General features: G+C 43.2%; 22 protein-coding genes. 4 read left to right on the top strand and 18 right to left on the bottom strand.

Annotated features, from left to right (window positions below; genetic code table 11):
- Positions 1-21: 21 nt before the first annotated feature.
- From ACMXYX_RS02765 to ACMXYX_RS02755, 3 genes are all read right to left on the bottom strand, one after another.
- Entirely contained in the window at positions 22-2,022 is a 2,001-nt protein-coding gene (locus ACMXYX_RS02765; RefSeq protein ID WP_415906457.1) for an acyltransferase family protein, read from the bottom strand.
- A 21-nt stretch (positions 2,023-2,043) separates the two neighbouring features.
- Entirely contained in the window at positions 2,044-3,384 is a 1,341-nt protein-coding gene (locus ACMXYX_RS02760) for a flippase (protein ID WP_415906456.1), read from the bottom strand.
- A 309-nt stretch (positions 3,385-3,693) separates the two neighbouring features.
- The gene (locus tag ACMXYX_RS02755; protein ID WP_415906455.1) at positions 3,694-4,860 is read right to left on the bottom strand and encodes a nucleotide sugar dehydrogenase; all 1,167 of its coding nucleotides are present in this window, start codon (positions 4,858-4,860) and stop codon (positions 3,694-3,696) included.
- 775 nt (positions 4,861-5,635) lie between these two features.
- Between ACMXYX_RS02755 and mnmC the strand changes: the two genes are divergently transcribed.
- Both mnmC and ACMXYX_RS02745 read left to right on the top strand, forming a co-directional pair.
- Complete coding sequence (mnmC, locus tag ACMXYX_RS02750; RefSeq protein WP_415906454.1) at positions 5,636-7,585, top strand: bifunctional tRNA (5-methylaminomethyl-2-thiouridine)(34)-methyltransferase MnmD/FAD-dependent 5-carboxymethylaminomethyl-2-thiouridine(34) oxidoreductase MnmC; 1,950 nt, start codon at positions 5,636-5,638, stop codon at positions 7,583-7,585.
- 75 nt (positions 7,586-7,660) lie between these two features.
- Positions 7,661-8,302, top strand: coding sequence for an HPP family protein (locus ACMXYX_RS02745; protein WP_415883459.1), 642 nt, complete (start codon positions 7,661-7,663; stop codon positions 8,300-8,302).
- On the opposite strand, the gene ACMXYX_RS02740 is transcribed toward ACMXYX_RS02745, so the two are convergent.
- The 14 genes from ACMXYX_RS02740 to ccmA form a co-directional block, all read right to left on the bottom strand.
- Complete coding sequence (locus ACMXYX_RS02740) at positions 8,271-8,951, bottom strand: DUF4126 domain-containing protein (protein WP_415883458.1); 681 nt, start codon at positions 8,949-8,951, stop codon at positions 8,271-8,273. The genes ACMXYX_RS02745 and ACMXYX_RS02740 overlap by 32 nt on opposite strands.
- Before the next feature lie 55 nt (positions 8,952-9,006).
- Entirely contained in the window at positions 9,007-9,219 is a 213-nt protein-coding gene (locus tag ACMXYX_RS02735) for a YheU family protein (RefSeq protein ID WP_415883457.1), read from the bottom strand.
- Positions 9,220-9,229: 10 nt separating this feature from the next.
- Complete coding sequence (locus tag ACMXYX_RS02730) at positions 9,230-9,799, bottom strand: hypothetical protein (RefSeq protein ID WP_415883456.1); 570 nt, start codon at positions 9,797-9,799, stop codon at positions 9,230-9,232.
- Positions 9,799-11,829 (bottom strand): NAD-dependent DNA ligase LigA, encoded by a 2,031-nt coding sequence (gene ligA, locus ACMXYX_RS02725; RefSeq protein ID WP_415906453.1) that lies wholly within the window; start codon positions 11,827-11,829, stop codon positions 9,799-9,801. Before ligA ends, ACMXYX_RS02730 begins: the two co-directional genes overlap by 1 nt.
- A 41-nt stretch (positions 11,830-11,870) precedes the next feature.
- Positions 11,871-14,027, bottom strand: a complete 2,157-nt coding sequence (locus ACMXYX_RS02720; protein ID WP_415906452.1) for a cell division protein ZipA C-terminal FtsZ-binding domain-containing protein — start codon at positions 14,025-14,027, stop codon at positions 11,871-11,873.
- Positions 14,028-14,090: 63 nt separating this feature from the next.
- Positions 14,091-15,338: a c-type cytochrome biogenesis protein CcmI gene (gene ccmI, locus ACMXYX_RS02715; RefSeq protein ID WP_415906451.1), complete on the bottom strand. Its 1,248-nt coding sequence runs from the start codon at positions 15,336-15,338 to the stop codon at positions 14,091-14,093.
- A complete protein-coding gene (locus ACMXYX_RS02710; RefSeq protein WP_415897504.1) occupies positions 15,335-15,814 on the bottom strand; it encodes a cytochrome c-type biogenesis protein CcmH in 480 nt (159 codons plus the stop codon). Before ACMXYX_RS02710 ends, ccmI begins: the two co-directional genes overlap by 4 nt.
- Complete coding sequence (locus ACMXYX_RS02705) at positions 15,811-16,356, bottom strand: DsbE family thiol:disulfide interchange protein (protein ID WP_415900092.1); 546 nt, start codon at positions 16,354-16,356, stop codon at positions 15,811-15,813. The genes ACMXYX_RS02710 and ACMXYX_RS02705 overlap by 4 nt, the downstream gene beginning before the upstream one ends.
- Before the next feature lie 19 nt (positions 16,357-16,375).
- The gene (locus tag ACMXYX_RS02700) at positions 16,376-18,331 is read right to left on the bottom strand and encodes a heme lyase CcmF/NrfE family subunit (RefSeq protein ID WP_415906450.1); all 1,956 of its coding nucleotides are present in this window, start codon (positions 18,329-18,331) and stop codon (positions 16,376-16,378) included.
- A complete protein-coding gene (gene ccmE / locus ACMXYX_RS02695) occupies positions 18,328-18,789 on the bottom strand; it encodes a cytochrome c maturation protein CcmE (RefSeq protein ID WP_415906449.1) in 462 nt (153 codons plus the stop codon). Before ccmE ends, ACMXYX_RS02700 begins: the two co-directional genes overlap by 4 nt.
- On the bottom strand, positions 18,786-18,965 hold the full coding sequence (gene ccmD, locus ACMXYX_RS02690; protein WP_415883447.1) for a heme exporter protein CcmD: 180 nt from the start codon (positions 18,963-18,965) through the stop codon (positions 18,786-18,788). Before ccmD ends, ccmE begins: the two co-directional genes overlap by 4 nt.
- A gap of 4 nt (positions 18,966-18,969) precedes the next feature.
- On the bottom strand, positions 18,970-19,734 hold the full coding sequence (locus ACMXYX_RS02685; protein ID WP_415883446.1) for a heme ABC transporter permease: 765 nt from the start codon (positions 19,732-19,734) through the stop codon (positions 18,970-18,972).
- Positions 19,735-19,746: 12 nt separating this feature from the next.
- Entirely contained in the window at positions 19,747-20,466 is a 720-nt protein-coding gene (gene ccmB / locus ACMXYX_RS02680) for a heme exporter protein CcmB (protein WP_415883445.1), read from the bottom strand.
- Positions 20,466-21,101 (bottom strand): cytochrome c biogenesis heme-transporting ATPase CcmA, encoded by a 636-nt coding sequence (gene ccmA, locus ACMXYX_RS02675; RefSeq protein ID WP_415897502.1) that lies wholly within the window; start codon positions 21,099-21,101, stop codon positions 20,466-20,468. The genes ccmB and ccmA overlap by 1 nt, the downstream gene beginning before the upstream one ends.
- 265 nt (positions 21,102-21,366) lie before the next feature.
- Between ccmA and ACMXYX_RS02670 the strand changes: the two genes are divergently transcribed.
- Both ACMXYX_RS02670 and ACMXYX_RS02665 read left to right on the top strand, forming a co-directional pair.
- Complete coding sequence (locus ACMXYX_RS02670) at positions 21,367-23,307, top strand: flagellar hook-length control protein FliK (protein WP_415897501.1); 1,941 nt, start codon at positions 21,367-21,369, stop codon at positions 23,305-23,307.
- The gene (locus tag ACMXYX_RS02665; RefSeq protein ID WP_415897500.1) at positions 23,304-23,621 is read left to right on the top strand and encodes an EscU/YscU/HrcU family type III secretion system export apparatus switch protein; all 318 of its coding nucleotides are present in this window, start codon (positions 23,304-23,306) and stop codon (positions 23,619-23,621) included. The genes ACMXYX_RS02670 and ACMXYX_RS02665 overlap by 4 nt, the downstream gene beginning before the upstream one ends.
- Here ACMXYX_RS02665 and ACMXYX_RS02660 read toward each other — a convergent pair.
- Positions 23,618-24,022, bottom strand: a complete 405-nt coding sequence (locus ACMXYX_RS02660; protein ID WP_415883441.1) for a DUF2802 domain-containing protein — start codon at positions 24,020-24,022, stop codon at positions 23,618-23,620. The genes ACMXYX_RS02665 and ACMXYX_RS02660 overlap by 4 nt on opposite strands.
- Positions 24,023-24,042 lie beyond the last annotated feature (20 nt).

Here is a 24,042-nt window from a genome sequence, read left to right as displayed (position 1 = left end):
AAGCTTCCAAATCCTACAATTTTACAACCAATTACTATTTTCTAGGTGATTTAATAACTTCTCAGATACAATCCCACTTGCAAACAAACTTGGATGATTATCATCAAAGTAATATAACCCAGAATTACTTGCGGCGTTACAAGTATAATCTTTAAGATCACAAAACAAATCGGTAGGATCAAATATAGTGAATGATAGTGTTGGGAAGTTTTGAATCAAAGTAGCAACAACTTCTTTTCGCTCCATATGAATTTCAGAAGAATAGACGAGGTCATGTCCTTTTTTTGCTATCCAACTAGGAACGTCACAACCTGGTTCAGGTACTTCATGCATAAAGACAACCTTATGCCCTACTGACACCAACTCTCTGATTGTTTTTTCAAGTTGAGCTATCACTTTTTCCATACGACCATTTTCATCTATAGAAGATACAAATCGGCTTGAATCTTTCCCTTCCTCACGACAACCATTATTATGCTGAACCCTTGTACCAAGCAGGTACAACGGCCACCTTGCAGCTAATACCACAACCCCTTTACGATGCGTATTTTTTAAGTATTCGAATATTCTTTCATTATGACTCAAGCAATGCTTTTCCCTCATAGAGTAAATATTAGGAATAGGAATACATTGCGAGCCTGTCATTTGCTTCAACGTATACTGATAGTTCTTATCCTTAAGTTCCTCTGCTAACGCCCATGAAAGCTCAACCCCATGGGAATCGCCCCAAACATATATATTGCCATCAATCCCTTCTTCTAATGTACATGCATTACTTGGAGTAATAGGAGTTCTCGCTGTAGCATGGCATGTTTTTCTAGCTGGGCTTATATTTTCTTTCCAATTAATTGCATTGATAATAGATGATTCATAACCGTAATCTCCTCTTTGCTGCCCAGCCCAACTGATCATTATAAATGCTACACAAGCCACAAATGCGCTAGAAAGAACTTTAAATCTAGAATAGCTTTTAGATTTCCTAACTGGATTTTCGATTAAAAAGTAGGTAACCACTGAAAGGAAAAATGTTAGTATTATAAGCCCAACGAACACCCATTCAGTAACCCCATCGACAAGTCTAATACGAGCGAACGCAAATATAGGCTGGTGCCATAAATAAGCACTATAACTAACTAATCCAATACCGACCAAAGATTTATGGCTTAGTAATTTGCCTACCAATGTTTTCCCGTCTGCAGCAAGTATTATGAAAGCGGTCCCTAAAACAGGAATCAACGCCCACACACTTGGGAAAGGTGTATTTTTATCAAAGAATAGAATTGAATACGTAATCAAACTTATTCCAAGTAGAGAAATAGCTTGCTGCCAAAGTAACTGCCAATATGATTCACTTGGGAGTAAACCTAAATTTTGCTTTTGCACTTTATTTTTCTGCAGATACAGCGCTACTAAAGCCCCTATACCCATCTCCCATGCTCGAGTAGGCAACAGATAGAAGTTAGCACTTGCATATGCTGAAGAGGCCCATTGCGATAAACAAAGACTACACAATGTAATTAGAGCAATGATAATAAATAAACGTTTAGGTACTAATTTGTATAGAATTAATAAAAGAGGAGGATAAAAAATGTAAAACTGCTCTTCCACTGCAAGAGACCATGTGTGAAGTAGAGGCTTCAGTTCAGCAGGATCTTCAAAATAGCCACTTTCGCGCCAGAAAAATATATTCGATGTAAATGTCGCAACTCCTGCGATACTTTGACTGAAATCTTCGAACTCAGATGGCAACATCCATAACCATGCGAAAGGAATACAAAGCAAAGTTACAATGAAAAGCGCCGGAAGAATTCGCTTTGCACGCCTTTCATAGAAACTCCAAATAGAAAACTTCCCCTCTTTCATTTCTTGGAAAATAATAGTGGTTATTAGATAACCACTTATAACAAAAAACACATCAACCCCAACAAACCCGCCGGAAAATATTGAAAACCCAGCGTGAAAAAGAATAACAGGGATGATAGCTACAGCTCTTAAGCCATCAATTTCAGGACGATAGTTCACCAAAAACCTCTATCTAAACTCTCATATTTTACAAATCAATCTTTGAGCAGATGCATACAAATTCAATGACTGCAATTTCATTATAAATAAGCTCCGCGTTTCTCTTTGAAACACATCGTAAATAAACTCAACTATTGCATAGGAGATAATTGTCGCAATTGCCGCACCTATTGGCCCATAAAGTGGTATGAGGATTAAATTCAAACCTATATTAGCAATTGCACCAAGCGCTTTCCTATAAAAATTAAGAATTTGGCGATTCTCCGCTAAAAACCATTTACCACCTGCTACGCCCATAAAAACGAAAACGGATGCCCAAACATGAATAGCAAGTACCGCGCCTGATTGCTCATATAAATCGCCGAAGACAATTACCATCAGAGGGGTAGCCACTAAAGTTAGTGGCACAGCTACCACAAACGACAACCAAGCCATAAGATCAAAAAGGCGTTGAAGTCTTTGATAATACTGAGTTTCATCTCTCATTTTCGCCTTCAAAATTGCAGGAAAAACCGATGAAACGATAATCATTGGGATGAAATACCACACCTGACTAACTTTAGCTGCCGCACTATATACACCTACAGCTTCATCGTTGGCTAATTGACCAAGCATGACTTGGTCAATATTCATATAAACCGTCATTGATATTCCTGAAAGCATGAGAGGCCAACTATCAGAAAGTAAACTTTTAGCGCGCTGAAATGTAAACCTCAGCCTTTGCAACCGCCCACCTCGTATTGCAAACATCCAAATTAATAGAACAGCTACAAATAAAGCTTCTGAGGCTATTATCCAGATAAATGCCTTTAAAGGTGCCTCATTTAAAATTAATACTACTTTTATAACTGAAGCCGCAAGAAAACATCCATTTTGAACCCAAACAACGTACTTTGATAAGACCTGAGACTCAAACCAGTAAGTTACAAATTCTCCAACTTTGAATATGAGAGTAGAACCAATAATTAGCGTAATAGTTTGTGTAAATACATCATCAGGCCGTAACCAAAATATCATGATTGCTACAAGGACATATGCAGCTACCCCTCCTGCAACCTTTAACATCAGCGCAGTCCCAAGTATTTCAAAACTTGAATCTGGCTTATTTACAAGATCTCGTATCACCACCCCTTTTAATCCAAGCCCCGCAAAAGCTACAAACAACCCAACAAATGCTGTAACAAAATTTAGCAAACCAAACTGCTCTGGGCCAAGATAACGTGCAATCCACACACCAACGACAAGCCCTCCTCCTAACCGGAGAAGCTTATCAAAAAACAACCACACGATATTATTTGCAATCTTGGCCAGGCTCGGCCGATTCCGTATCTTTTCTAGAATAGACTTTGGATAAAAAACCATTAAGAAACACAACCCAAATTATAAAAAATTAGGCACATTATCAGGACAATGAGCTCAAGTATAAATTTATAGTTTCCCACCCATGAACTGCTTGATAAGCAACAGACATTTTAAAAACTACATTCCTGTATTTATCTACTGATTATTTAAAAGAGAAACATTGTAATTCAATTAAGACACCTCATAGACATCTACATTTCATAAGATACTTAATCGACTGTATAACGGAGAAACTGTTAGCATTCTTCTACAGAATTAGACCTACAACAAAAACAACATTGATAATTTCAACTTAAAAGCATTTCAGACTTAATCACAGCTATATAAATCTCGTGTGTAAACCTTTTCAATTACATTCTCCAAAGCATCAGAATGACGATTAGCAATAATGACATCGCTTTCAGCTTTAAAGCATTCTAGATCTTGTATAACCCTAGAATTCATAAATTCTTTGTCGTTCAATGCGGGTTCGTAAATAACAACCTCAATACCCATTGCTTTAATACGTTTCATCACTCCCAGAACCGCAGAGTCTCGGAAATTATCTGACCCGGTTTTCATTACCAAACGGAAAACACCAACTACTTTTGGACGTTTAGCAATAATAGAATCAGAAATAAAATCTTTACGGGTAGCATTAGCAGCAACGATCGCGCTGATCATATTACTTGGTACATTTTGGTAATTAGCTAACAATTGTTTAGTATCTTTTGGTAAACAGTAGCCGCCGTATCCAAAACTCGGATTGTTATAATGATCACCAATACGTGGATCAAGACAGACACCATCAATTACCTGCCTCGAATCTAGATCATGAGTCTCTGCATAAGTATCAAGCTCGTTAAAATAAGCTACTCGCATAGCTAAATAAGTATTAGAAAATAACTTGATAGCCTCTGCTTCTGTACTACCCGTATACAGAATTTCACAATCCTTCTTAACTGCTCCTTGCACAAGTAAATTAGCAAAGATTTTAGCACGCTCACTATCTTCACCTATAATCACACGCGATGGAAAAAGGTTATCATATAGAGCACGTCCCTCACGTAAAAACTCAGGTGAAAAGATGAGATTTGAGGTCCCGAAACGTTCTCGTGCTTCGCAAGTATAGCCGACAGGTACCGTTGATTTAATCACCATCAAAGCATCAGCGTTGATCGACATTACATCCTGAATAACCGCCTCTACACTACTTGTATCAAAGTAGTTAGTCACAGGATCATAACTTGTTGGTGTAGATATGATAATGATATCCGCATGTCTATAAGCCAACTCTTTATTAGTTGTAGCAACAAGATTCAAGGAACGTTCAGACAAATACTCTTGAATTTCCTTGTCCTCAATCGGTGAACACTTAGCATTAACCATATCCACCTTTTCTTGAACAATATCTACAGCTACAACCTCATTATTCTGAGCTAACAATATCGCGTTCGAAAGACCAACATAACCCGTACCAGCTACTGCTATTTTCATCCATTACAACCCATACAAAGCTTATAACCTTAGTAAATTCAAAGACTATTCATCCTCATATTCTACCACTTAATTTATTCTACGATTACCCCTTCGTTCTGAACCATTTTTCCCACAGCCCACTTTTGGTTGCAATAGTCGACCAAGGGGCTGTTTACAATCAATTCTCAAGTACAACGCTTCGAAATAAAGGCTTAAGACTGACTTCCCAATTATTTAATTACAGAATATCGAGTGTCGAAAAACTGGTACGAATCTGGGAGGCAGGTCAACGAGATAGTTAACCCATAGATACAAATCCATCATAACCAATACCAAAATGGTCATGAAGCAAACAACTACCAGTTCAATAGGAATTCAGATATATAGTTACGAAGGTAATTAAGTAAACTACTGATAAGCTTATTACGCTAGTCAAATTTAAAGAGGAATTTTAACATGCCCAGAGCTGTTCTTTTCAGTTAAAACTAAACCGAATCAACCAGTTAAAACGAGAGATTAGTTCTCATCATTTAGAATGTGCTAAATACTTTGAACGAAGCTAGCATCACTGTTCGACTAGCACCCCGTATCACAACAACTGACAGTATTTTTTGAAACTCCGATCACATAAAATCTTCTAAAAACTTAGTCTAATCTACTATGTGTTTGTCTGAGGTCAGCTTCCAAAACTCGATCCATTGAAAACAATCAGTTATCTTTAGCAATAAGAAGATCGCCATTCACACAAAAACCTAGTCTGTATTAATGAATACGACCACATAACATACAACAAATGAAACTAATCACAGCAGAAATCGCTTGGAAAAATGACTCGCCATTTTCTTTAACGCATCAGGATATTTACTTTAATCCTGATCAAGGCTTAAAAGAAAGCAATTATGTTTTCTTCCAAAGCAATGAATTAGATAAAAAAAACAGTCCCAACATACTCACAACCATTGGAGAAACCGGCTTTGGTACAGGCCTCAACTTTTTGACCACAACACACAACTGGCTGAGAATAAACCCTAACAAAAAACTAGTTTTTATTTCGTCTGAAAATCACCCGTTGACAAAAAGGGATTTGGCTCAAGCGCTTTCGCTATCTGCACCTAACCTCACTTTAACCAAGGAACTAATTGCTCAATACCCTGCCAACAATCCAGGTTACCACACATTAAACTTTTGCAATGATAGAATAAAATTACTTTTGATGTTCGGCGATGCCGCCGAATCATACTCTCGTTTAAACGCAAAAGTAGATGCTTGGTACCTTGATGGTTTTGCCCCTTCTAAAAACCCTGACATGTGGTCACCAGAGCTATTCCGTGAGATAGCCCGTTTAAGCAAACTAGGCACTACCTTTTCTACATTCACAGCTGCAGGTATTGTGAAACGTGGCTTAAGGGATGTTGGGTTTGATGTTCGAAAACAGAAAGGATTTGGCCGTAAGCGCGAAATGTTAGTCGGCACCTTTGTTGAGAACACAACTCCTACGCCGATTGAAAAACCTTGGTTTGAATTGCCAGCATCTAAAAAGCCTAAAGAGGTCACGATTATTGGTGGCGGCCTGTCAGGTTGCTCGACTGCGCGAGCCTTAGCCGAACGAGGCGTTAAAGTTACGCTGATCGAACAAGAAAATCAGTTAGCAACTGGTGGGTCTGGTAATCCGCAGGGTGCTTTGTACGCCAAACTTCCAGTCAAGCAAACGACTCAGGGCGAGCTACACCTCAGCGGCTTTCTATACAGCGTTAACATGCTTAAGCGCTTAGACCCAGAAGAATCCTTTTGGTCTCAATGTGGAGTTATGCAGCTTGCAACGAGCGACAAAGAACTCTCTCGTCAAAACAACCTGATCGAACAAGAAACTTATCCACAACAGCTTGTTTCTCTTAAAAATGCTACGGAATTATCCGAGATCGCAGGCACAACCGTTAATTTTGATGGCTTATTTTTCCCTTCTGCTGGTTGGGTTTCGCCACGAGCATTGTGCGATCATTTTGTCGATCACCCAAATATCTCAGTAGTACAACAGCAAGTAGAAGAATTATCTTTTGCAGAAGGTCATTGGCAGTTAGCAACACAGAGCGGAGAGATCTTATCGTCTAGCCATGTTGTTATCTGTAATGCTGAGATGACGAACCAGTTTAACCAAACAGATCATCTTCCTCTTAAAACCATCCGAGGCCAGGTATCCATTACTCAAGCTAAACCAGCAAACAACCAGTTAAACAGTGTGGTTTGTGGCGATGGTTATATCTCGCCAGCTCAGAACCAACAGTATTGCTTTGGCGCGACTTATGATCTTCAAGGTAAAGAGCGCAATGTTACACAAGATGACCATGAATCCAATCTAGAAAAGTTAGGTAAGGTTCTACCCGACATACATGCAGATTTAGCTTCAGAATTTAATGACCTGCAAGGACGAACAGCATTCCGCTGCAGCACGCCAGATTACATGCCCATTGTTGGTCCTGCACCAGTGCAAGATCAATTTATTGAAACCTTCGCACAACTAAGAAAAGATCGAAAATGGCACTTTGAGAATGCAAAAGCAGAGCATCACCCTAATCTCTACGTCAATACAGGTCATGGTTCTAAAGGGTTAATTACCTGCCCTATTTCAGCAGAACTATTAGTCTCGATGATATGCGATGAGCCCCTTCCTCTACCCAAAGATGTCATTGATGCCATTAACCCAGCCCGCTTTATCATTAAGAAGTTGATCAAACAGACGATATAATAGGTTATAGCTGGAGTTGCATAACATGCAGCTTCAGTTTTATATTTGATTTATCCCTGTTTGGCTGGAGTAACTATGGCACTTTACGTATACGATCAAGGTTATCGAATACAAACACCTAAAGAGTCTCTCTTTAGGGAGAAAGGTGTTGATTCTCTAAAACACAGCCGCCACAGCCACCGTAGCGCAGATATGGAAGATCGTCTCCATGCCGACGGTGAAAAATTTGTTATCCCGGGGCCTCAAAAAGGCCCAGAAAATAATGACAACGCTAGCCGTGCTTATGCCTCTAATACCGCCGATAGCCATGCAGAACCTGACAGCCCGCAGTTGACGGTCTCTAGAATTATGGTTTCGCCGGTACATAGTGTGACACCAAGCACCCCTATCAGCAGCACTTGGAAACGAATGGATTCTCTGGAAATCAATCACTTGGTGGTGATGGAAGAGGATCAACGTCCATTAGGGCTTATTCACAAAACAGATCTTATTGCTGCAGGAACAGATTCTATCTCTCCTGTCCGATCTTTATGCACTAAAAAGCTAACGGCAGCGACACCTGAAACTATGGTTCAAGATGTCGCAATGAATTTTATAGAGAATGACATCAATGCAGTTCCAGTGGTTGATGATCAAGACCAGGTTGTTGGCATCGTCTGTAGAACAGACCTTTTGCGCTTACTGGTCAGTGGCCCTCATTTGGAGAGATGGGTTTAGGGCGTTGTGGTGGATGCGATGATAGCTCCTTAGGCTCCTCTTTATTACCGCCGAACAACCCAGCAATAAATCTAAATACCTTTTTCACACCACGCCAGATCTTTGGAAGCAGCCATACCAACAGCAATATAAAGATTACCAAGCCAGCTAAGAACCAAATAGGGTGGTTAAGTGCAGCCCACAGGCCACCTAACACCAGCAGGTCTTCACTAATTGAAGCGGTCCAATTGGTCACAGGCTCTGGTGAAGTATTAATTAGTACGCGCCCACCCGCTTTCGCCGCATGACTTCCTGCTGCTAATGTGCCACCAGCCAAAGCTGCAGCCAGCTCTACTGCTGGCGTTACGTCGCCTACTGCACTGGCAGCTAAAGCTGCGCCTGCGGGGATTCGAATAAAGGTGTGTAATGTATCCCAGCCAGTGTCGACACCAGGTACTTTATCGGCAAAAAACTCGACAAAATACATAGCCCCAGCAGCCATCAATACTAGCGGATCACTGACAATCTGTAACTCTTCTGGTAAGGCTATATGCCCCATATTATTGAGCATGCCTAACATTAGGACAGTAGCGTATAAGTTAATACCACTTGCCCAACCAACCCCCATCGTCAGTGCAACTAAACTGACAATTTGTTCTAACTGATCCATATAAGTACCTCGCTGATTATCCAAGGCCTTACAGATCGAATAGAAAGGCCCAGCGCTACAATGTGTCTTTAGATACTATATTACAAAGGCCTGTACTCTCGCTGAACAAGATAACGACCTGCCCTGATTGCAAGAGAGATTTTACTTGGGCGACTTTATCGGAGAGAGAGAACTCATATTCACCATAGTCAGTACCATCACGGCTGACAAATTCTTCGATCAATGCAGTGAGTGTACCTGGTTCAAGTTCTTGATAGGGGATGATCATAAAGGTGGGACTACCAGATCTTCAACTTACTAAACCAGCTTTCTCCCTGCCAACGGTCTTTACATCCGTGCAGTTCACGCTGCCAACGATCATATCTTTGCTGAATACCACGCGCTTGCTTAGTAAGTTCTGGATACTTAGTTGAATCAAAACGGTGATAACCACCATGACCTAACCGAAGTGCTAAGTAGTGACCTGCCGCATTATCCCAAGCAAGACCATTACGGCTCACGCTCTGCTGTGTAAACCAACCAACAAAATGAACAGCATCTTCTACCTCTGTAGGCTCAGCATCCCAACGCTCACTACGGATACGAAATTCATCCCAATCTGCAGCACGAGGTCGAACGTGTTTTTTATCTAACTCAGTTAAAGGCAGTTCAAGCATAGCTAGAGTTAAAGCCAGAGGAGTACCGTATTTTTGCTGAACATTAACAGCCGGCTCAATCCAATCATCAGTGTCATCTAACTCATCACAGATCATCAGAGCTGGCTTAGTGGTAGCCCCACCAAAGCAACCAGAAAGAAGCAATGAAATGATAAGCACACCATAAGCTTTATGATTGAACCGAATTAGCATTACAGATTCACTCCATGCTCAGCTAGAAAGTTAACAAACTCATCTTCATCCATCGTAGCGATGTTTAACTCGTTTGCCTTTTTAAGTTTTGAGCCAGCACCCGGCCCAGCCACTACACAATCAGTTTTTGCAGAGACACTGCCAGCCACTTTGGCGCCTAAAGCCAACAAGTGATTTTTCGCATCACTACGCCCCATACGCTCCAACTTACCCGTCAGAACCCATGTTTTACCCTGCAAGACTAACTCATCTTCAGACGGTTTTTCTATCGCTTCCCAAGAAATACCAGCCTCATTAATCAAGGCATCGATAACTTCGCGGTTATGTTCCTGCGCAAAAAACTGAGTAATATGCTTCGCTACAATCGGCCCTACATCAGGCACATCGACAAGCTCTTCTTCAGATGCTGACATCAGAGCATCTAGCTTGCCAAAATGATGCGCTAACGCTCGAGCAGTTGCCTCACCTACTTCACGAATACCCAAAGCGTATAGGAAACGCGGAAATTGTGTATTACGGCTGTTGTTAATCGCATTAATCAAATTCTCGGCAGACTTAGGCCCCATTCGCTCAAGCTTAGCGATCTCCGCTTGATCCAAGGTAAACAATCCCGCTGGATTATGTAACATATCCAGATCGACAAGCATTTCGATTAACTTATCACCCAGACCATCGATATCCATCGCCTTGCGGGATACAAAGTGCTTTAGCGCCTCTTTTCGTTGTGCCGCACAATACAAACCACCCGTACAACGAACAACTGCCTCCCCCTCTTGCCGCTCTACAGCCGAATCGCATACGGGACAAGATTTAGGAAACTCTACCGCTTCTGCTTCGGGTAACCTTCTATCATGTAACACTCGAACAACTTGCGGGATCACATCGCCAGCACGACGAATGATCACCGTATCACCTGCCCGCACATCAAGACGTTCAATCTCATCCATATTGTGTAAAGTGGCGTTAGAAACGGTCACACCACCCACGAAAACAGGCTCTAGACGAGCCACAGGAGTAACCGCACCTGTACGACCAACTTGGAATTCAATCGCACGAATTGTTGTCATCTCTTCTTGAGCAGGGAATTTATGCGCTATTGCCCAGCGCGGCGCTCGTGATACAAAGCCCAACTGTTTTTGCTGCTCAAGGTTATTCACCTTAAAAACGACACCATCGATCTCGTAAGGAAGCAAATCACGCAGCTCAGAGACTTTTTGATAGTACGTCATACAACCATCAACACCATCGACAACATCTAACAATGGATTGAGTTTAAAGCCCCACTCTTTTAGCTGGGTCAGTATGGCGGCATGCTCAGAAGCCAACTCACCGCCAGAAACGATACCAACACTATAACTACACATCTCTAGAGGTCGAGATGCGGTAATCTTGGGGTCCAACTGACGTAGACTCCCTGCTGCAGCATTACGTGGATTTACAAATGGTTTTTGTCCCGTTGCAGCTGCACGTTTATTTAGCAGTTCGAAGCCCGCTTTCGGCATGTAGATTTCACCACGGACTTCTAACCGCTCTGGGTAACCACTGCCTGTTAGCTTTAAAGGAATCGTAGGAATAGTACGTACATTCAGGGTGATATCTTCACCGGTGGTACCATCACCGCGCGTTGCGCCACGGACAAGCAAACCATTTTCATAAAGTAAACTTACGGCAATACCGTCTAATTTTGGCTCACAAGCATATTGTATAGATCCACCACCTTGCTGATCTAAACGCTCTAGCACTCTACGATTGAACTCTTGCATATCCTCTTCATTGAAGGCGTTATCCAAAGAGAGCATCGGCAGTTCATGTGCAATTTGGCTAAAGGCCGATAGAGGCTGCCCACCAACCCTTTGAGTCGGTGAATCAGATGTTATTAGCTCAGGGTTTTCTCTCTCTAACTTTTTCAACTCATGGAAAAGTCGATCATACTCAGCGTCCGGAACCTCTGGATCGTCCAAAACATAGTAACGATAGTTATGTTGGTTTAGCTGCTCACGCAGAGATTCGATCTGTTCTTGTATAGACACGGTAAGACTCAATAAGGGGTATAGAGAGAAGAAAGCGCGGCTTAACGGCCACGCTTTTTAAGAGTTTTCATTTCAAAATCGCGAACACGCTGCCGGTAGTGTTCCATCGTCTGGCTTCGTAGTACCGATCGGTTTTCATCCAGCATCTCGCCACCAAGATGCTTCGCTACAGTTTCTGCAGTAGCCAACATACACTCAAAGGCATCCATGACATCTTGCGGTTCTTCCATAGACATAAAGAACATCACCGCTTTTGTCGTAAGTGATTCAGGGTTCCCTTGAACGAAGGTACCTGGTGGAAGTGCATTTGCCATGCTGAACTGTACAGGGCTAATACCCGAAGCTTTTTCGAAACGGTGATAGATATCCATTTCGCCAAAGTTCATACCGCAAGCATCAACTATTTTCTGCAATACAGGACCGTTAAACTGCGGCTGCTCTTTGGCAATTACAGAGATCACCAGAACATTCTCAGGATCAGGATCTTTCTCTAGAGGCTTCCGCTGCACACCTGCAGGCGCTACAACTGGCTCTGGCTCTGGCTCTGGCTCTGGCTCTGGCTCTGGCTGAACATCGGAAATAACTTCAACTTGCTCAACCATAGTATCTGGTTCTGGCGAAGATTCTACTTCTTCACGCAGATACTCAGGCTCCATTGTTTTTTCATAACTGGCATCTTTAGTTTCAGCCTCTTCAACTTGAACCTCTTGAGCCTCAGCTGTTGGGGCTTTTGAAATAGTCTCTGCAACTGAAAGCTCGGAGCAATCATTATCTAACGCCGAACCTAGGGTTAGGTTGGCATATGGATCCTCTTCGGCATGACCAAAATCGAAGCCTGTTTGTGGATCATCTTCAACGACTGAGGGAGTGCTGTTCTCAACACCTTTAAGGTCCAACTGAGGGAAAGCTTCAGGTTCCTGTTCGCTTTCATGGATATGCTCTTTTTCATCAAGCTCATCCATAAGAAGAGTAACAGGCTTTTCGAAGTCAATCTCTTGAACAGACTCAGCTACTGCTGCAATTACTGGCTCTGGCTCTGGCTCTGGCTCTGGCTCTGGCTCTGGCTCTGGCTCTGGCTCTGGCTCTGGCTCTGGCTCTGGCTCTGGCTCTGGCTCTGCAAGATTTTCAACAGGCTGTTCTATTTCAATACGCGGTTCTGGTTTCAGCTCTTCGTCAATAACTTCTGTTAACTCAAGTTCAGTGTCAGACTCTTCCTGAAGCATTTGGTACTCATTAATTTGAGTGTTCGTTGCTTCAACATAATGATTCTGTTCAGTATCAACACTTTGAATTTCTGAAACTTCATCAGAAAACTCAGCATAGGACTGAGACTCTTGCTCTGCTTCCTGAACAATCTCAATTTCAGATTCTGGCTGCACAGTCTCTTCGACTGCTTCAGGTTCTAACTCGACTATCGATCGCTCTTGAAGAACTTCATCTTCATGATATGGAGCAGTTGCGTCTTTGATTTCAACAGTATTTTGCTCAAAACCGTCATCCGCTGTAACCACAGGAACTTCTTCATCAGTAACTTCCTGGTAAGACTGAAGTTCTGGTTCTGGTTCTGGTTCTGGTTCTAGTTCTGGTTCTGGTTCTGGTTCTGGTTCTGGTTCTGGTTCTGGTTCTGGTTCTGGAATAGTTTGTTCTACTACGCGAGCAGGACCCAACACCCCTTCATCCATAGCATAATCGAAGACTTCAGGTTTTGTTTCTTCCGCTTCTTTTGGAAGTGGTTCATCCATTACAGGGATGTCGTCAACAGTTAACGTCGGCTCAACTGTAACCTTACGTGCACTACCAACAATACCGTCATCAATATCTAGATTATCATCCCAAGCTGGGGCTATAGGCTCTTCTTTTTTAACAGTTTTTTCTTCTGCTAGCGGCTGCATTTCTTGTGCATCCATTCCACTTGTTACAGAAGAGTTTTGAGTCTCAACAGAGGGAGAATCACCGTCTAAATTTGGACGGTAATTAGAGAAAAGTGGGTCATCATCTAACGCGACCTTGCGGGCACCACCTGACGGTAACTCTGGATTAAATGAGTCATCTCCCTCTGGAAGATCAACAAAGTTTTTGTCGATGTTCATCTTTAGGCGATTACGCCCAATTTGCATACGACGCCAACCATCCAAAACAATCAGTAGGATTAAAACAACCCCACCGATTATTAACCATTCACGCAGAGTGATTTCCATGTGCTTAGTCGCGACCTTATCTTAAAAAAACGGTAATAAGTACCCACTATAAAAGAGCCAGATTTATTCGACAACTCTATCGATCGTAAGAATCATTGGTAAAGTTGTTCTGCGTACCTGAACAGGGGAGATCAAGCCATATAGATCACCTGGCTGCTCTTTGGGCTCACCCGTTTTTGAGACTCTCGCAGATACTTCAACTGTCGAAACCGTAGATAAACCTGACTGAGGATTCATCGCTTTAGAATCATCAAGAACGACATCAATCGGTAGGTCAGAAACTTGAAGTTTAACAGCTGCTAACGGGATACGACCGCCTACTTCGCGTGCAAACACAAACACAGTGGCATCAGCAGCAACTTGCTGTTTCAGCTGGTCATCAATATTTACTTTCAAGCTAATTGATGCTGGCATCAACTCAGGAATTTCTGGTACATCAACACCTTCAGCGATCAAGGCATCACGAGCATTACGTACACCTGAGCGAAGAGATTCTGCAGTCTTACCGTCAGAGTTACGAAGCGCTTTCAGCCAATAATCCAGCGCACCTTGATAATCTTTATGCTCATAGCGATCAATACCCAGCAAACCTAAAACGGTAATTTCTAGAGGTTTAATCGCTAGCGTCTTATCAATAACCGTTTTGATCTCTGGGCTCATTTTACTTTCATTAGCAAAAAATAGAGCCTGCGCGTACTGACCTAGGACATCCGCATACTGAGGTGAATCTTCAGGTAATAAAGATACAACCTTTTCAAAACCAGCAGCGCCCTCTTTAAAACGCCCTTGATTCATATAGGTCGTTGATAGTAAGTACCAACCTTCAGGGTTTTCTGGATTCAACTTAAGCTCTTTTTCAAGCTGTGCAACAGCCTCTTCCAATGTTGGCTGTTTACCATTGAATGGATCTTTTGGCTGCTGCATCGATAGCTCAAGATCAGCTGAACGTCCGTAAACGGAGTACAAACCAATTGCTGCAACAGGAATCATTAACGCCAACAATGTTACAGTCACCAGTGTTTGCGAAGTTAACGCTATTTTGTTCTTAGACTGTTTTTGCTCGTTTACATCTGAAAGCAGATTTCGCTCAAGCTCAGTTTTCAACGTCGCAAAATCCGTATCATCTAGGTTGCCTGCAGCTTTCTCTTCTTCTAATTCGGATAAGCGCTCCTGAAAGATCTCGATATTTTGTTGTTCGCGATCTTCAGAAACCTCATTTTGAATTAGGCGTCTAGCACGTACAAAGGGTAAAAATACAAAAGCAATAGCCAGTACCGTTAACAGCGCTATGCCTACCCATAGTTCAATCATTTATCTTTACCCTTATCTAAAATATCTTTCAGGCGCTGGGCTTCATCACCGCTAAGGGATGAATCTAAATCTTGCCCTTTGTCGTCCACTTTCTTCTTGCGCTTTCGAGAAAGAAAAACCATCACGATAATACCGATAACAGCCAACACAAACGGGCCATACCACAATACATAGGTCGCTTTATTAACCGGCGGGCGATATAAAACAAAATCACCGTACCTTGCCACCATAAAACCGACAATTTCGTCGTTATCGTTGCCTTCTTGCAACATCTTGTAGACTTCGTTACGCAAATCAGAAGCGATAGGCGAGTTAGAATCCTGCAAGTTTTGGTTTTGGCATTTTGGACAACGTAGCTCGAAGGTTAATTGACGAAAACGTTCGCGCGTTTCCTCATCCTTAAACTCATAAGTATCAATAGCTGCCCATAGCGACATAGGCAGAGAAAATAGCAATAACGCTAGGATTTTTCTCATTGTGCAGCGACCTTCTCAGAACTGTTGATCTGATCAATTATCCCTTTCAGCTTGGTCCAAACTTGCTGATCGACAACACCCACATGCTTATACCGAATCACACCTTGTGCATCGATCACGTATGTTTCAGGTGCACCATAAACACCCAAATCTAGGCCTAAGCTTCCTTTGTCGTCATAAACATTTGTTGCGTAGGGATCTAAGTATTTATTCAACCAAATTTTTGCTTTCTGGCGCTCATCTTTATAGTTAATACCGATAACTTTATAGCCTTCGGCCTTAATACTATTCAGCTGTGCATGTTCCTCTTTACAGGATGGACACCAAGTTGCCCAAACATTCACCAAAGCAGCCTCACCTTTAAGGTCTTCAGCGTTAAGCATTTTTCCTTCGTCATACAAAGACGGTAACTCAAACTGAGGAAAAGGCTTATTCAACAGCGCTGAGGGCAATTCCGTAGGATCCAGTTGCAAACCACGCCAAAGAAAAACGCCAATTCCTAAGAAAATCGCTAATGGAATAAACAAAACAAAACGACGCATGAATGATTACCCTTAATACTTAAGCGTTTGCTACAGCACGCTTATTTTGTTTTCTATAACGCTTGTCCATCGCAGCCAACAAACCACCAACGGTCATTAGCAAGCCACCCAACCATAACCAACGAACAAACGGTTTATGCTGAACACGAACCGCCCATGCGCCGCCTTCAAGAGGTTCACCCAACGCAACATATAGATCTCGTGTTAGACCTGGGTCAATTGCGGCTTCAGTCATAACTGTGCCACTGGCGTTGTACATACGTTTTTCTGGGAAAAGCTCACCATAAGCTTCACCATCTTTCAGTACACGTAAACGCGCTTTATCAGAAACATAGTTAGGGCCTACAACATCTCGAGTGCCGTCAAAAATAAACTCGTACTGTTTAAAGCTAAGTTTGTCACCTGGCACCATTCTAAGATCGCGCTCTTCGTTATAGATAGAAACGAGCGTCATACCAACAATCGTTACCGCAACACCGATATGGGCTAATACCATCGCGTAATAGCTACGAGACAACGTAGTTAGTGCCTTAAAAGGAGCCTTACGGTGAGAAACTTTGTTCCAAATATCTTTAATCGATACGAACGTAATCCAGAATACAAGCGCCATGCCCAGGAATACGTACCAATCAAAGCCATCGCCATACAGCATAGGGAACACAGCAGCACAGACAATGCTTAATACAAATGGAATGACTAATTGAGCGGTAAGATATGTACTCTTAGTACTCCTCCAACGAGAAAGAATACCAAAACCCATAAAGCCAACCATTACAGCCATTAGAGGTATAAAGAGTGCGTTAAAGTACGGAGGACCTACCGAAATTTTACCCATACCTAAGGCATCAATGAGCAGCGGATACAATGTTCCTAATAGAACCATCATCGCTACTACCACTAATAGAACATTGTTACCTAGCAAGAAGGTCTCGCGCGAAACCAATTCAAAACTTGATTCACTTTTTACATGCGCTGCTTTCAATGCATAGATCAACAAAGATCCACCAATCGTGATCGCCAATAGCGCAAGTAGGAAGTAGCCTCGCTCCGGGTCTGTCGCAAAAGCATGTACTGAAGTAAGTACGCCAGAACGAACCAAAAATGCGCCTAGTAGACTCAAAGAGAAGGTAAAGATCGCCAGCAATACGGTCCAGCTTTTAAACACACCACGTTTTTCAGTGACGGCTAAACTGTGAACCAGTGCAGTACCTACCAGCCATGGCATGAATGAGGCGTTTTCTACTGGATCCCAGAACCACCAGCCACCCCAGCCTAATTCGTAATATGCCCACCAGCTTCCTAATGCGATACCTAGAGTTAGGAATGCCCACGCAACAATTGTCCAAGGACGAGACCAACGCGCCCAAGCCGCATCTAAACGGCCGCTTAGCAAAGCAGCAATAGCAAAGGCAAACGCCACAGAGAAACCAACATAACCCATGTACAGCATTGGCGGATGCAGAATCAGACCGATATCTTGCAGCAATGGGTTAAGGTCGCCACCCTCTTGTGGGAAGCGAGGCAAATGACGTTCAAACGGACTCGATGTCATCAGTGTAAACAGGATAAAACCCACACTGATAATACCCATGACACCTAATACGCGCGCGACAATATCTTGCGGTAAGTTGTCACTTTTAATCGCTACAGCCCAAGTCCAACCACCTAGGATCACAACCCAAAGCAGTAATGAACCTTCATGCCCGCCCCAAATAGCACTGATTTTGTAATAGATAGGTAGCGCTGTATTTGAGTTTGTTGCGACATAAGCAACCGAGAAATCATCTACAACAAAGGCGTAGCCAAGACAGACAAGACTGACCATCAAGAAGGCAAACATGCCGGTCGCTAATGGACGAGCAAAACCCATCCACAACGCATTCTTACTATAAGTACCTGCTAACGGAACAACCGCTAATAACGCAGCCAAACATAAAGATAAAATTAGTGCGTACTGACCTAACTCAGGGATCATTTGTTAAACACCTCACCCTCTGGTTTAGGCATATGACCACTCTTTTCTAGTGCTTCAGCAACTTCTGGTGGCATATAGTTTTCGTCATGCTTAGCTAACACTTCAGTCGCCTCAAGTTCATTAGAACCATTTAATTTACCTTGAGAAACAATACCCTGACCTTCACGGAATAGGTCAGGCAAGATACCTTCATAATGAACCGTCATTACGCTTTCGTAATCTGTAAGTTTGAATGTTACTTTCAGACTTTGAGGATCACGCTTAACACTGCCCTCTACAACCATGCCACCCGCTCTAATTCGCGTATCCTTAGGCGCTTCACCCTTAGCAATCTCGGTTGGAGAGTAAAAAAGGTTAATATTTTGACTAAGAGCAAACATAGTTAGGCCAACAGCCGCTCCGACACCAAAAACAATAAATAAAACGATAATTAAACGTTGTTTGCGTTTAGGGTTCATGAAGATTTTTTCTCCCTGCGCAGGCGACGTGCAAGATCAGAGATAACCTTCTTCTTTTGCAGTGCCGGATTCACAATATTAATAACAATAACGAATAGAGCGATGGCATAACTCAACCAGACATATAAACCATGTCCGCCCATCGCGATAAAATCTGAAAAACTATCAAAACTCACTGGATTAGCCTCTCTGTTTTTCTATCAATTCCCGCACCCAACTGGAGCGACGTTCTCGATATAAAATTTCATTTCGAGTACGCATCATCAAAGAGACCGCGAAAAAACAATAAAACCCTATGACCATGACGAGTAGTGGCACCCACATTTCCGCGGGCATCGCCGGTTTCTCAGTCAAGGTAAATGTTGCTGGCTGATGTAGAGTATTCCACCAGTCAACTGAATATTTGATGATCGGGATATTCACTAAACCAACCAAAGATAAAACTGCAGAAGCTTGAGCCGCCGTTGCTTCACTCTCTATTGCTGAGTTCAAAGCAATAACGCCCAAGTAAAGGAATAGAAGGATTAGCATAGACGTTAAGCGCGCATCCCAAACCCACCAAGAACCCCAAGTAGGTTTACCCCAAATTGCACCTGTAGCTAGAGCTAAGATCGCAATGGAAGCACCAATAGGCGCACAAGACTTAGCGACCATATCGGCCACTTTCATTTTCCAGATAAGTCCAATTGCACCTGCGATTGCCATCATCATGTAGCAGGATTGAGCCAAGATAGCGGAAGGAACATGGATATAGATAATTCTAAAGCTGTTACCCTGCTGGTAATCCTCTGGAGCAAAACCTAGCGCCCAAACAACACCTGCAATAAGTGCAATAGCTGCCGCGATTGCAAATCCTGGCAGCAGCTTACCCATAATTTCATAAGACCAGCGTGGCGATGCCAATTGATAAAACCAACGGGGCATCCACTTCTTCTTTTCGCTCATAACAACCTAAACTTATCCGCTCACGGAAATTCGTAATGCTGCACCAATTGCAAGAGGCGCCATCACAACACCCAAAGCCAAAATAGCGCCTAATAACGCAAAATACCCAGCAAGCGGCAATCCTGTCACTGCCGCCTGAACTGCGCTGGTGCCAAAAATAAGCACAGGGATATACAGCGGCAGCACCAGTAGAGATATCAGCACGCCACCTTTTCTTAATCCCACCGTCAATGCCGCACCGATGGCACCGATTAGACTTAATGTTGGTGTCCCTAACAACAGACTCAACATCAAGCCACTCATTCCTTCTGCTGGTAAAAACAGCATAACCCCGAGTAAGGGCGCTAATAGCGTTAACGGCAAACCGCTCATCATCCAGTGAGCAATCACTTTAGCCAGTACTACCACAAACAGAGGCTGTGGACTTAACAGCGTCTGCTCTAATGTTCCATCTTCGAAATCTGATCGAAATAGGCTATCCATAGACAATAAGGTAGCAAGCAATGCTGCCACCCAAACAACACCGGGAGCCACTTCAGCCAAGAACGTCGGTTCAGGACTCACACCCAGTGGGAATAATGTCGCGACCATTAAAAAGAAAATGAGCGGATTAAACAAATCGCTTTTTTTGCGATAAGCCAACATTAAATCCCGCTTTAATACGGCATAGAATAAACTTGATACAGACGTATCGCCCTGACCTAACTCATCTTTTGTCACTGTCTGGTCCATTAAGTTCCCGCCAATTCATCAAGATTTAATCGACGAACCTGCTCGCCCACACCCAGCTCATGGTGAGTGGTTAAAATCACACAACCACCTTGCTTCGCATGATCAAGAATAAGTTGTTCTTTTTCTGCGACACCTTTTTTATCAATAGCTGTGAAAGGCTCATCGAGAATCCACAACTTAGCGCTACTTAAATACAAACGCGCAAGGCTCACTCGACGATTCTGTCCTGCAGAAAGCATATGGCAGGGAGAATCTTCAAAACCGGTTAATCCCACTTTATCCAACGCCATAGGGATATCAGCGACATTTATCCCAGGATGCATAGCAGCATACCATTGGAGATTTTCTTCAGGCGTAAGCACAGCCTTCACCCCAGGGTGATGACCAAAATATAGGAGCTCTCGACAGAATTCTTCGCGGACCTCTGAGATAGGCTCACCTTCCCAGTAAATATCGCCTTCATAATGATTAGATAGACCACTGAGGATTCGAAGTAACGTAGTTTTACCGCTACCGTTCTGGCCTTCAATCTGGATAACTTCGCCTTGTGAGACAGAAAAATTTAGATCTTCGAACAAAATACGTTCGTCACGCTCACAAAACAGGTTTTCAACTTGTATTAACGCTGTATCCAAATCAATCCCCAAACCCAATCGAGTCTTCCGACCTATTTCTCAAACTTGGAATCGCTTAAGAAATGTAATTTACGGCAATAAACTATACTTTTTACAATATCTGCCGATTATTAACCGAGGGATTATATACGAATATCTGATTGCACGGCACTGTTGTATTGCTTTCTAAAAGTTGGATTCTTATCCTCATTTAGCAGCATATATTTCTCATAGAATAACGCCCGCACGCTCCTTACTCATTCCCTAGGACTAGAGGTTACTAAACTTGCTACCACAAATACCTGCTATTCCACTGCAAACGACCAGCAGTAATAGCGATTCTGCTCAAAATGTAAATCGACTGTTCCCAGTCGGGCAGAACGTCAGTGCGACCGTTATAGCGGTAAGTAGGGATCAGATCCAACCGGAAGTTTTTAAGCTCAAACTGGAAGTTAACAATCGATTGATCCAGATGGGAGTCTTTCAAGCACTGCCTGTAGGGCAGAAGATCAATGTAAATCGCCAAAGTGATGGCCAAATTCAGATCACGCCGCAGCCTGCACAGACGGGTAATACAGCTAACACCCAGACCAGCAATACGCAAAATCAAACACAACAAGCCCAGCAAAGCGCCAACAATACGGCCGCTAAACCTGATCCTGGCATACAGTTAAAACTTGCCCAATCAGCGGATACTCTAAAACTTCCTGCTGATACGCGTGTTACGGCTGCAGTCATCAGCAGTCGGCCTATCTACCCATCTTCGACACCGAGCGGCCAGCAGGTACAGGCTAACGTAGCGAGTACCACTACAACTCTGCAACAAACGGCAACGGTACCTCAACAGACAGCAGCAAGCCCTCAACAAATAACCGTTTTACAGCAACAAGCCATAACGACTGCTAATCAGCCAAATAATCCCAGCCCGGCAGCCCAACAAGTACCCGCACAAACCACTCAGGCAAGTACTTCTCCAGCAATACAAGCTCAACCGGCAATTACATCTACACCAACAAGTGCTCAGAGCAACACTGCCCAAGCAACAAATACTGCGGGGGCTCTGCCGAACATTACAACGCCAATCAACAACAGCGCGCCGCAAAACCAACCCGCCCCCACAGCTCAAGGGGCAACTACAGTAACTACCTCACAAACCACGAGTCCTTCGATACAACCGCAACAGCAAAACATTGCAGATAAAACTAACCCAGCCACACAACAAGTCCAGCAAAACCCTGCACCTGTTAGGACAGGCCCACCAATACATCACCTTGTAAGCTTGGCGCTACCAGACGGTTCAAAAGTAGAGGTTCAATCGCCTCGACCTATTCCGCAGGGTGCGCAACTGCAATTGGTCTCAAACGGCAATCAAAACGTTCAGGTTCTGCGTATTCAGGAACCACCTCTGACGTTAAATTCTGCGTTAGACAAACCAGCCATACAGGAAATACTGCGTAACACACTACCTGTACAACAACCTACAGCTACAGCTTTTAATCAGTTAGCACAGGCTACTGCAACCGAGGCAAGTCAAACCTCTCAGATAGGCAGTGTTGTTCGCAGCATGCTAAACCTGTTTGGCGTACGCCCGGGCAGTAGCGAAGCGCCCTCTCAGATACGTCAAAACGTTGAATTAGGTGGGTTAAGTACTGAGCGCCAATTAAGCCAAGGACGAAGTGCAAGCCCTTTAGACATGAAAGCCCAGTTGCAACAATTGCAACAACTCAGCGACAAACTTCCTGCTGAACAGCGAGAACGTTTTGATCAGATCATTAAAGGCTTACTATCCAGAGTTACCAGCCAACAAATCAACTCTCTTCATCAATGGCGTGAGCTACCAGATGGCGGATTTGAGCGCGTATTACAAATAGACTTACCTATTAAACAAGGTGAAAGCTGGGAGAATTTAGAACTTAGACTTAGCCGAGAAGGCGGTACTAACGCCTCAGGTGAGATGGTATCGGTTTGGCGGGTCCGACTGCACTTCGATCTTGAAGAACATGGCGGCGTTGATGCTGAAATCAGGCTAACAGACGGTCATGAAATCAGTACACTATTCTGGTGTGAACACAAAGACACCGCTGAAAAATTGAGAGAACGCTCTGACGAGTTTGCTGAAAAGCTAAGAATGTGCGGTTTTAATAATTCAGAAATCACTTGGCACGAGGGCCAAGCCCCTCGACAGGATCAGGTGGTTCATAAACAGCTAGTCGATCTGCATACATGAAATTTACCAAACCTGATTTAGATACTCCGCGACAAAAAGCGATCGCCCTAAAATACGATCAAGAGATGGGTAAGGCCCCGCTCATAGTAGCTAAAGGTATGGGGGAAATTGCTGAGCAGATCATTGCGCTCGCAGAAGAAAATAATATCCACATCCACGAAAGCCCCGAACTTGTGGAAGTGTTAATCAGGCTTGAACTCGGTGACGAGATTCCTGAATCACTCTATAGAGCTATTGCTGAAGTTATCGCCTTTGCTTATAGCCTAAAACACGACACATCAGAGATCATAAAAGCGGCAGAGAAAAAGCGCTAACGATCTGAACCTAATGCCTCATGGGGTGCTTGTAACTCTTTATGCAACAGCGCCATCAATTCCGCTTCGGGTCGACCTAACCCACAATTTTTAACCAGATCATCGACATCCGCTCCCATCTCCATCAAACGGGTCGCTTGATTATAAGCCAAAGCAGACGGATCTCGATTTTCCAATTCCAGCTGTTTATCAGCAGTTAGATTCAGCTTCTGCTCCACCTCGATAAGGCGACGTCCCATGCCGATAGAGCCATTAGTCATTGCTTGAATTTCATTGCGTAAAACATTGATCAGCGCCTGATGCTGACGCTCATTTTTCTGTAAGCGCTTGAACAACACATAGCTTGTGCAAGCCGTACCTAACACAATAATAAGTAGAATAATTTCAAACAATGACGGCATTATCTCTCCAAAGCCTCTAT

It is taken from the genome of Neptuniibacter sp. QD72_48 (assembly GCF_047778065.1).
GTDB lineage: Bacteria > Pseudomonadota > Gammaproteobacteria > Pseudomonadales > Balneatricaceae > Neptuniibacter.
The sequence above is the reverse complement of the archived record's forward strand: the minus strand, read 5'-3'. Positions and strand labels throughout refer to the sequence as shown.

Excerpts from the sequence above, each read along its gene's own strand:
- ACMXYX_RS02755 (WP_415906455.1), bottom strand. The coding sequence starts at position 4,860 with ATGAAAATAGCAGTAGCTGGTACGGGTTATGTTGGTCTTTCGAACGCG.
- ACMXYX_RS02735 (WP_415883457.1), bottom strand. The coding sequence starts at position 9,219 with ATGATCATCCCCTATCAAGAACTTGAACCAGGTACACTCACTGCATTG.
- mnmC (WP_415906454.1), top strand. The coding sequence starts at position 5,636 with ATGAAACTAATCACAGCAGAAATCGCTTGGAAAAATGACTCGCCATTT.
- ACMXYX_RS02730 (WP_415883456.1), bottom strand. The coding sequence starts at position 9,799 with ATGCTAATTCGGTTCAATCATAAAGCTTATGGTGTGCTTATCATTTCA.
- ACMXYX_RS02760 (WP_415906456.1), bottom strand. The coding sequence starts at position 3,384 with ATGGTTTTTTATCCAAAGTCTATTCTAGAAAAGATACGGAATCGGCCG.
- ACMXYX_RS02685 (WP_415883446.1), bottom strand. The coding sequence starts at position 19,734 with ATGAGCGAAAAGAAGAAGTGGATGCCCCGTTGGTTTTATCAATTGGCA.
- ccmB (WP_415883445.1), bottom strand. The coding sequence starts at position 20,466 with ATGGACCAGACAGTGACAAAAGATGAGTTAGGTCAGGGCGATACGTCT.
- ACMXYX_RS02720 (WP_415906452.1), bottom strand. The coding sequence starts at position 14,027 with ATGGAAATCACTCTGCGTGAATGGTTAATAATCGGTGGGGTTGTTTTA.
- ACMXYX_RS02745 (WP_415883459.1), top strand. The coding sequence starts at position 7,661 with ATGGCACTTTACGTATACGATCAAGGTTATCGAATACAAACACCTAAA.
- ACMXYX_RS02710 (WP_415897504.1), bottom strand. The coding sequence starts at position 15,814 with ATGAGAAAAATCCTAGCGTTATTGCTATTTTCTCTGCCTATGTCGCTA.
- ACMXYX_RS02705 (WP_415900092.1), bottom strand. The coding sequence starts at position 16,356 with ATGCGTCGTTTTGTTTTGTTTATTCCATTAGCGATTTTCTTAGGAATT.
- ACMXYX_RS02700 (WP_415906450.1), bottom strand. The coding sequence starts at position 18,331 with ATGATCCCTGAGTTAGGTCAGTACGCACTAATTTTATCTTTATGTTTG.
- ACMXYX_RS02660 (WP_415883441.1), bottom strand. The coding sequence starts at position 24,022 with ATGCCGTCATTGTTTGAAATTATTCTACTTATTATTGTGTTAGGTACG.
- ACMXYX_RS02665 (WP_415897500.1), top strand. The coding sequence starts at position 23,304 with ATGAAATTTACCAAACCTGATTTAGATACTCCGCGACAAAAAGCGATC.
- ACMXYX_RS02740 (WP_415883458.1), bottom strand. The coding sequence starts at position 8,951 with ATGGATCAGTTAGAACAAATTGTCAGTTTAGTTGCACTGACGATGGGG.
- ccmI (WP_415906451.1), bottom strand. The coding sequence starts at position 15,338 with ATGATTGAACTATGGGTAGGCATAGCGCTGTTAACGGTACTGGCTATT.
- ccmE (WP_415906449.1), bottom strand. The coding sequence starts at position 18,789 with ATGAACCCTAAACGCAAACAACGTTTAATTATCGTTTTATTTATTGTT.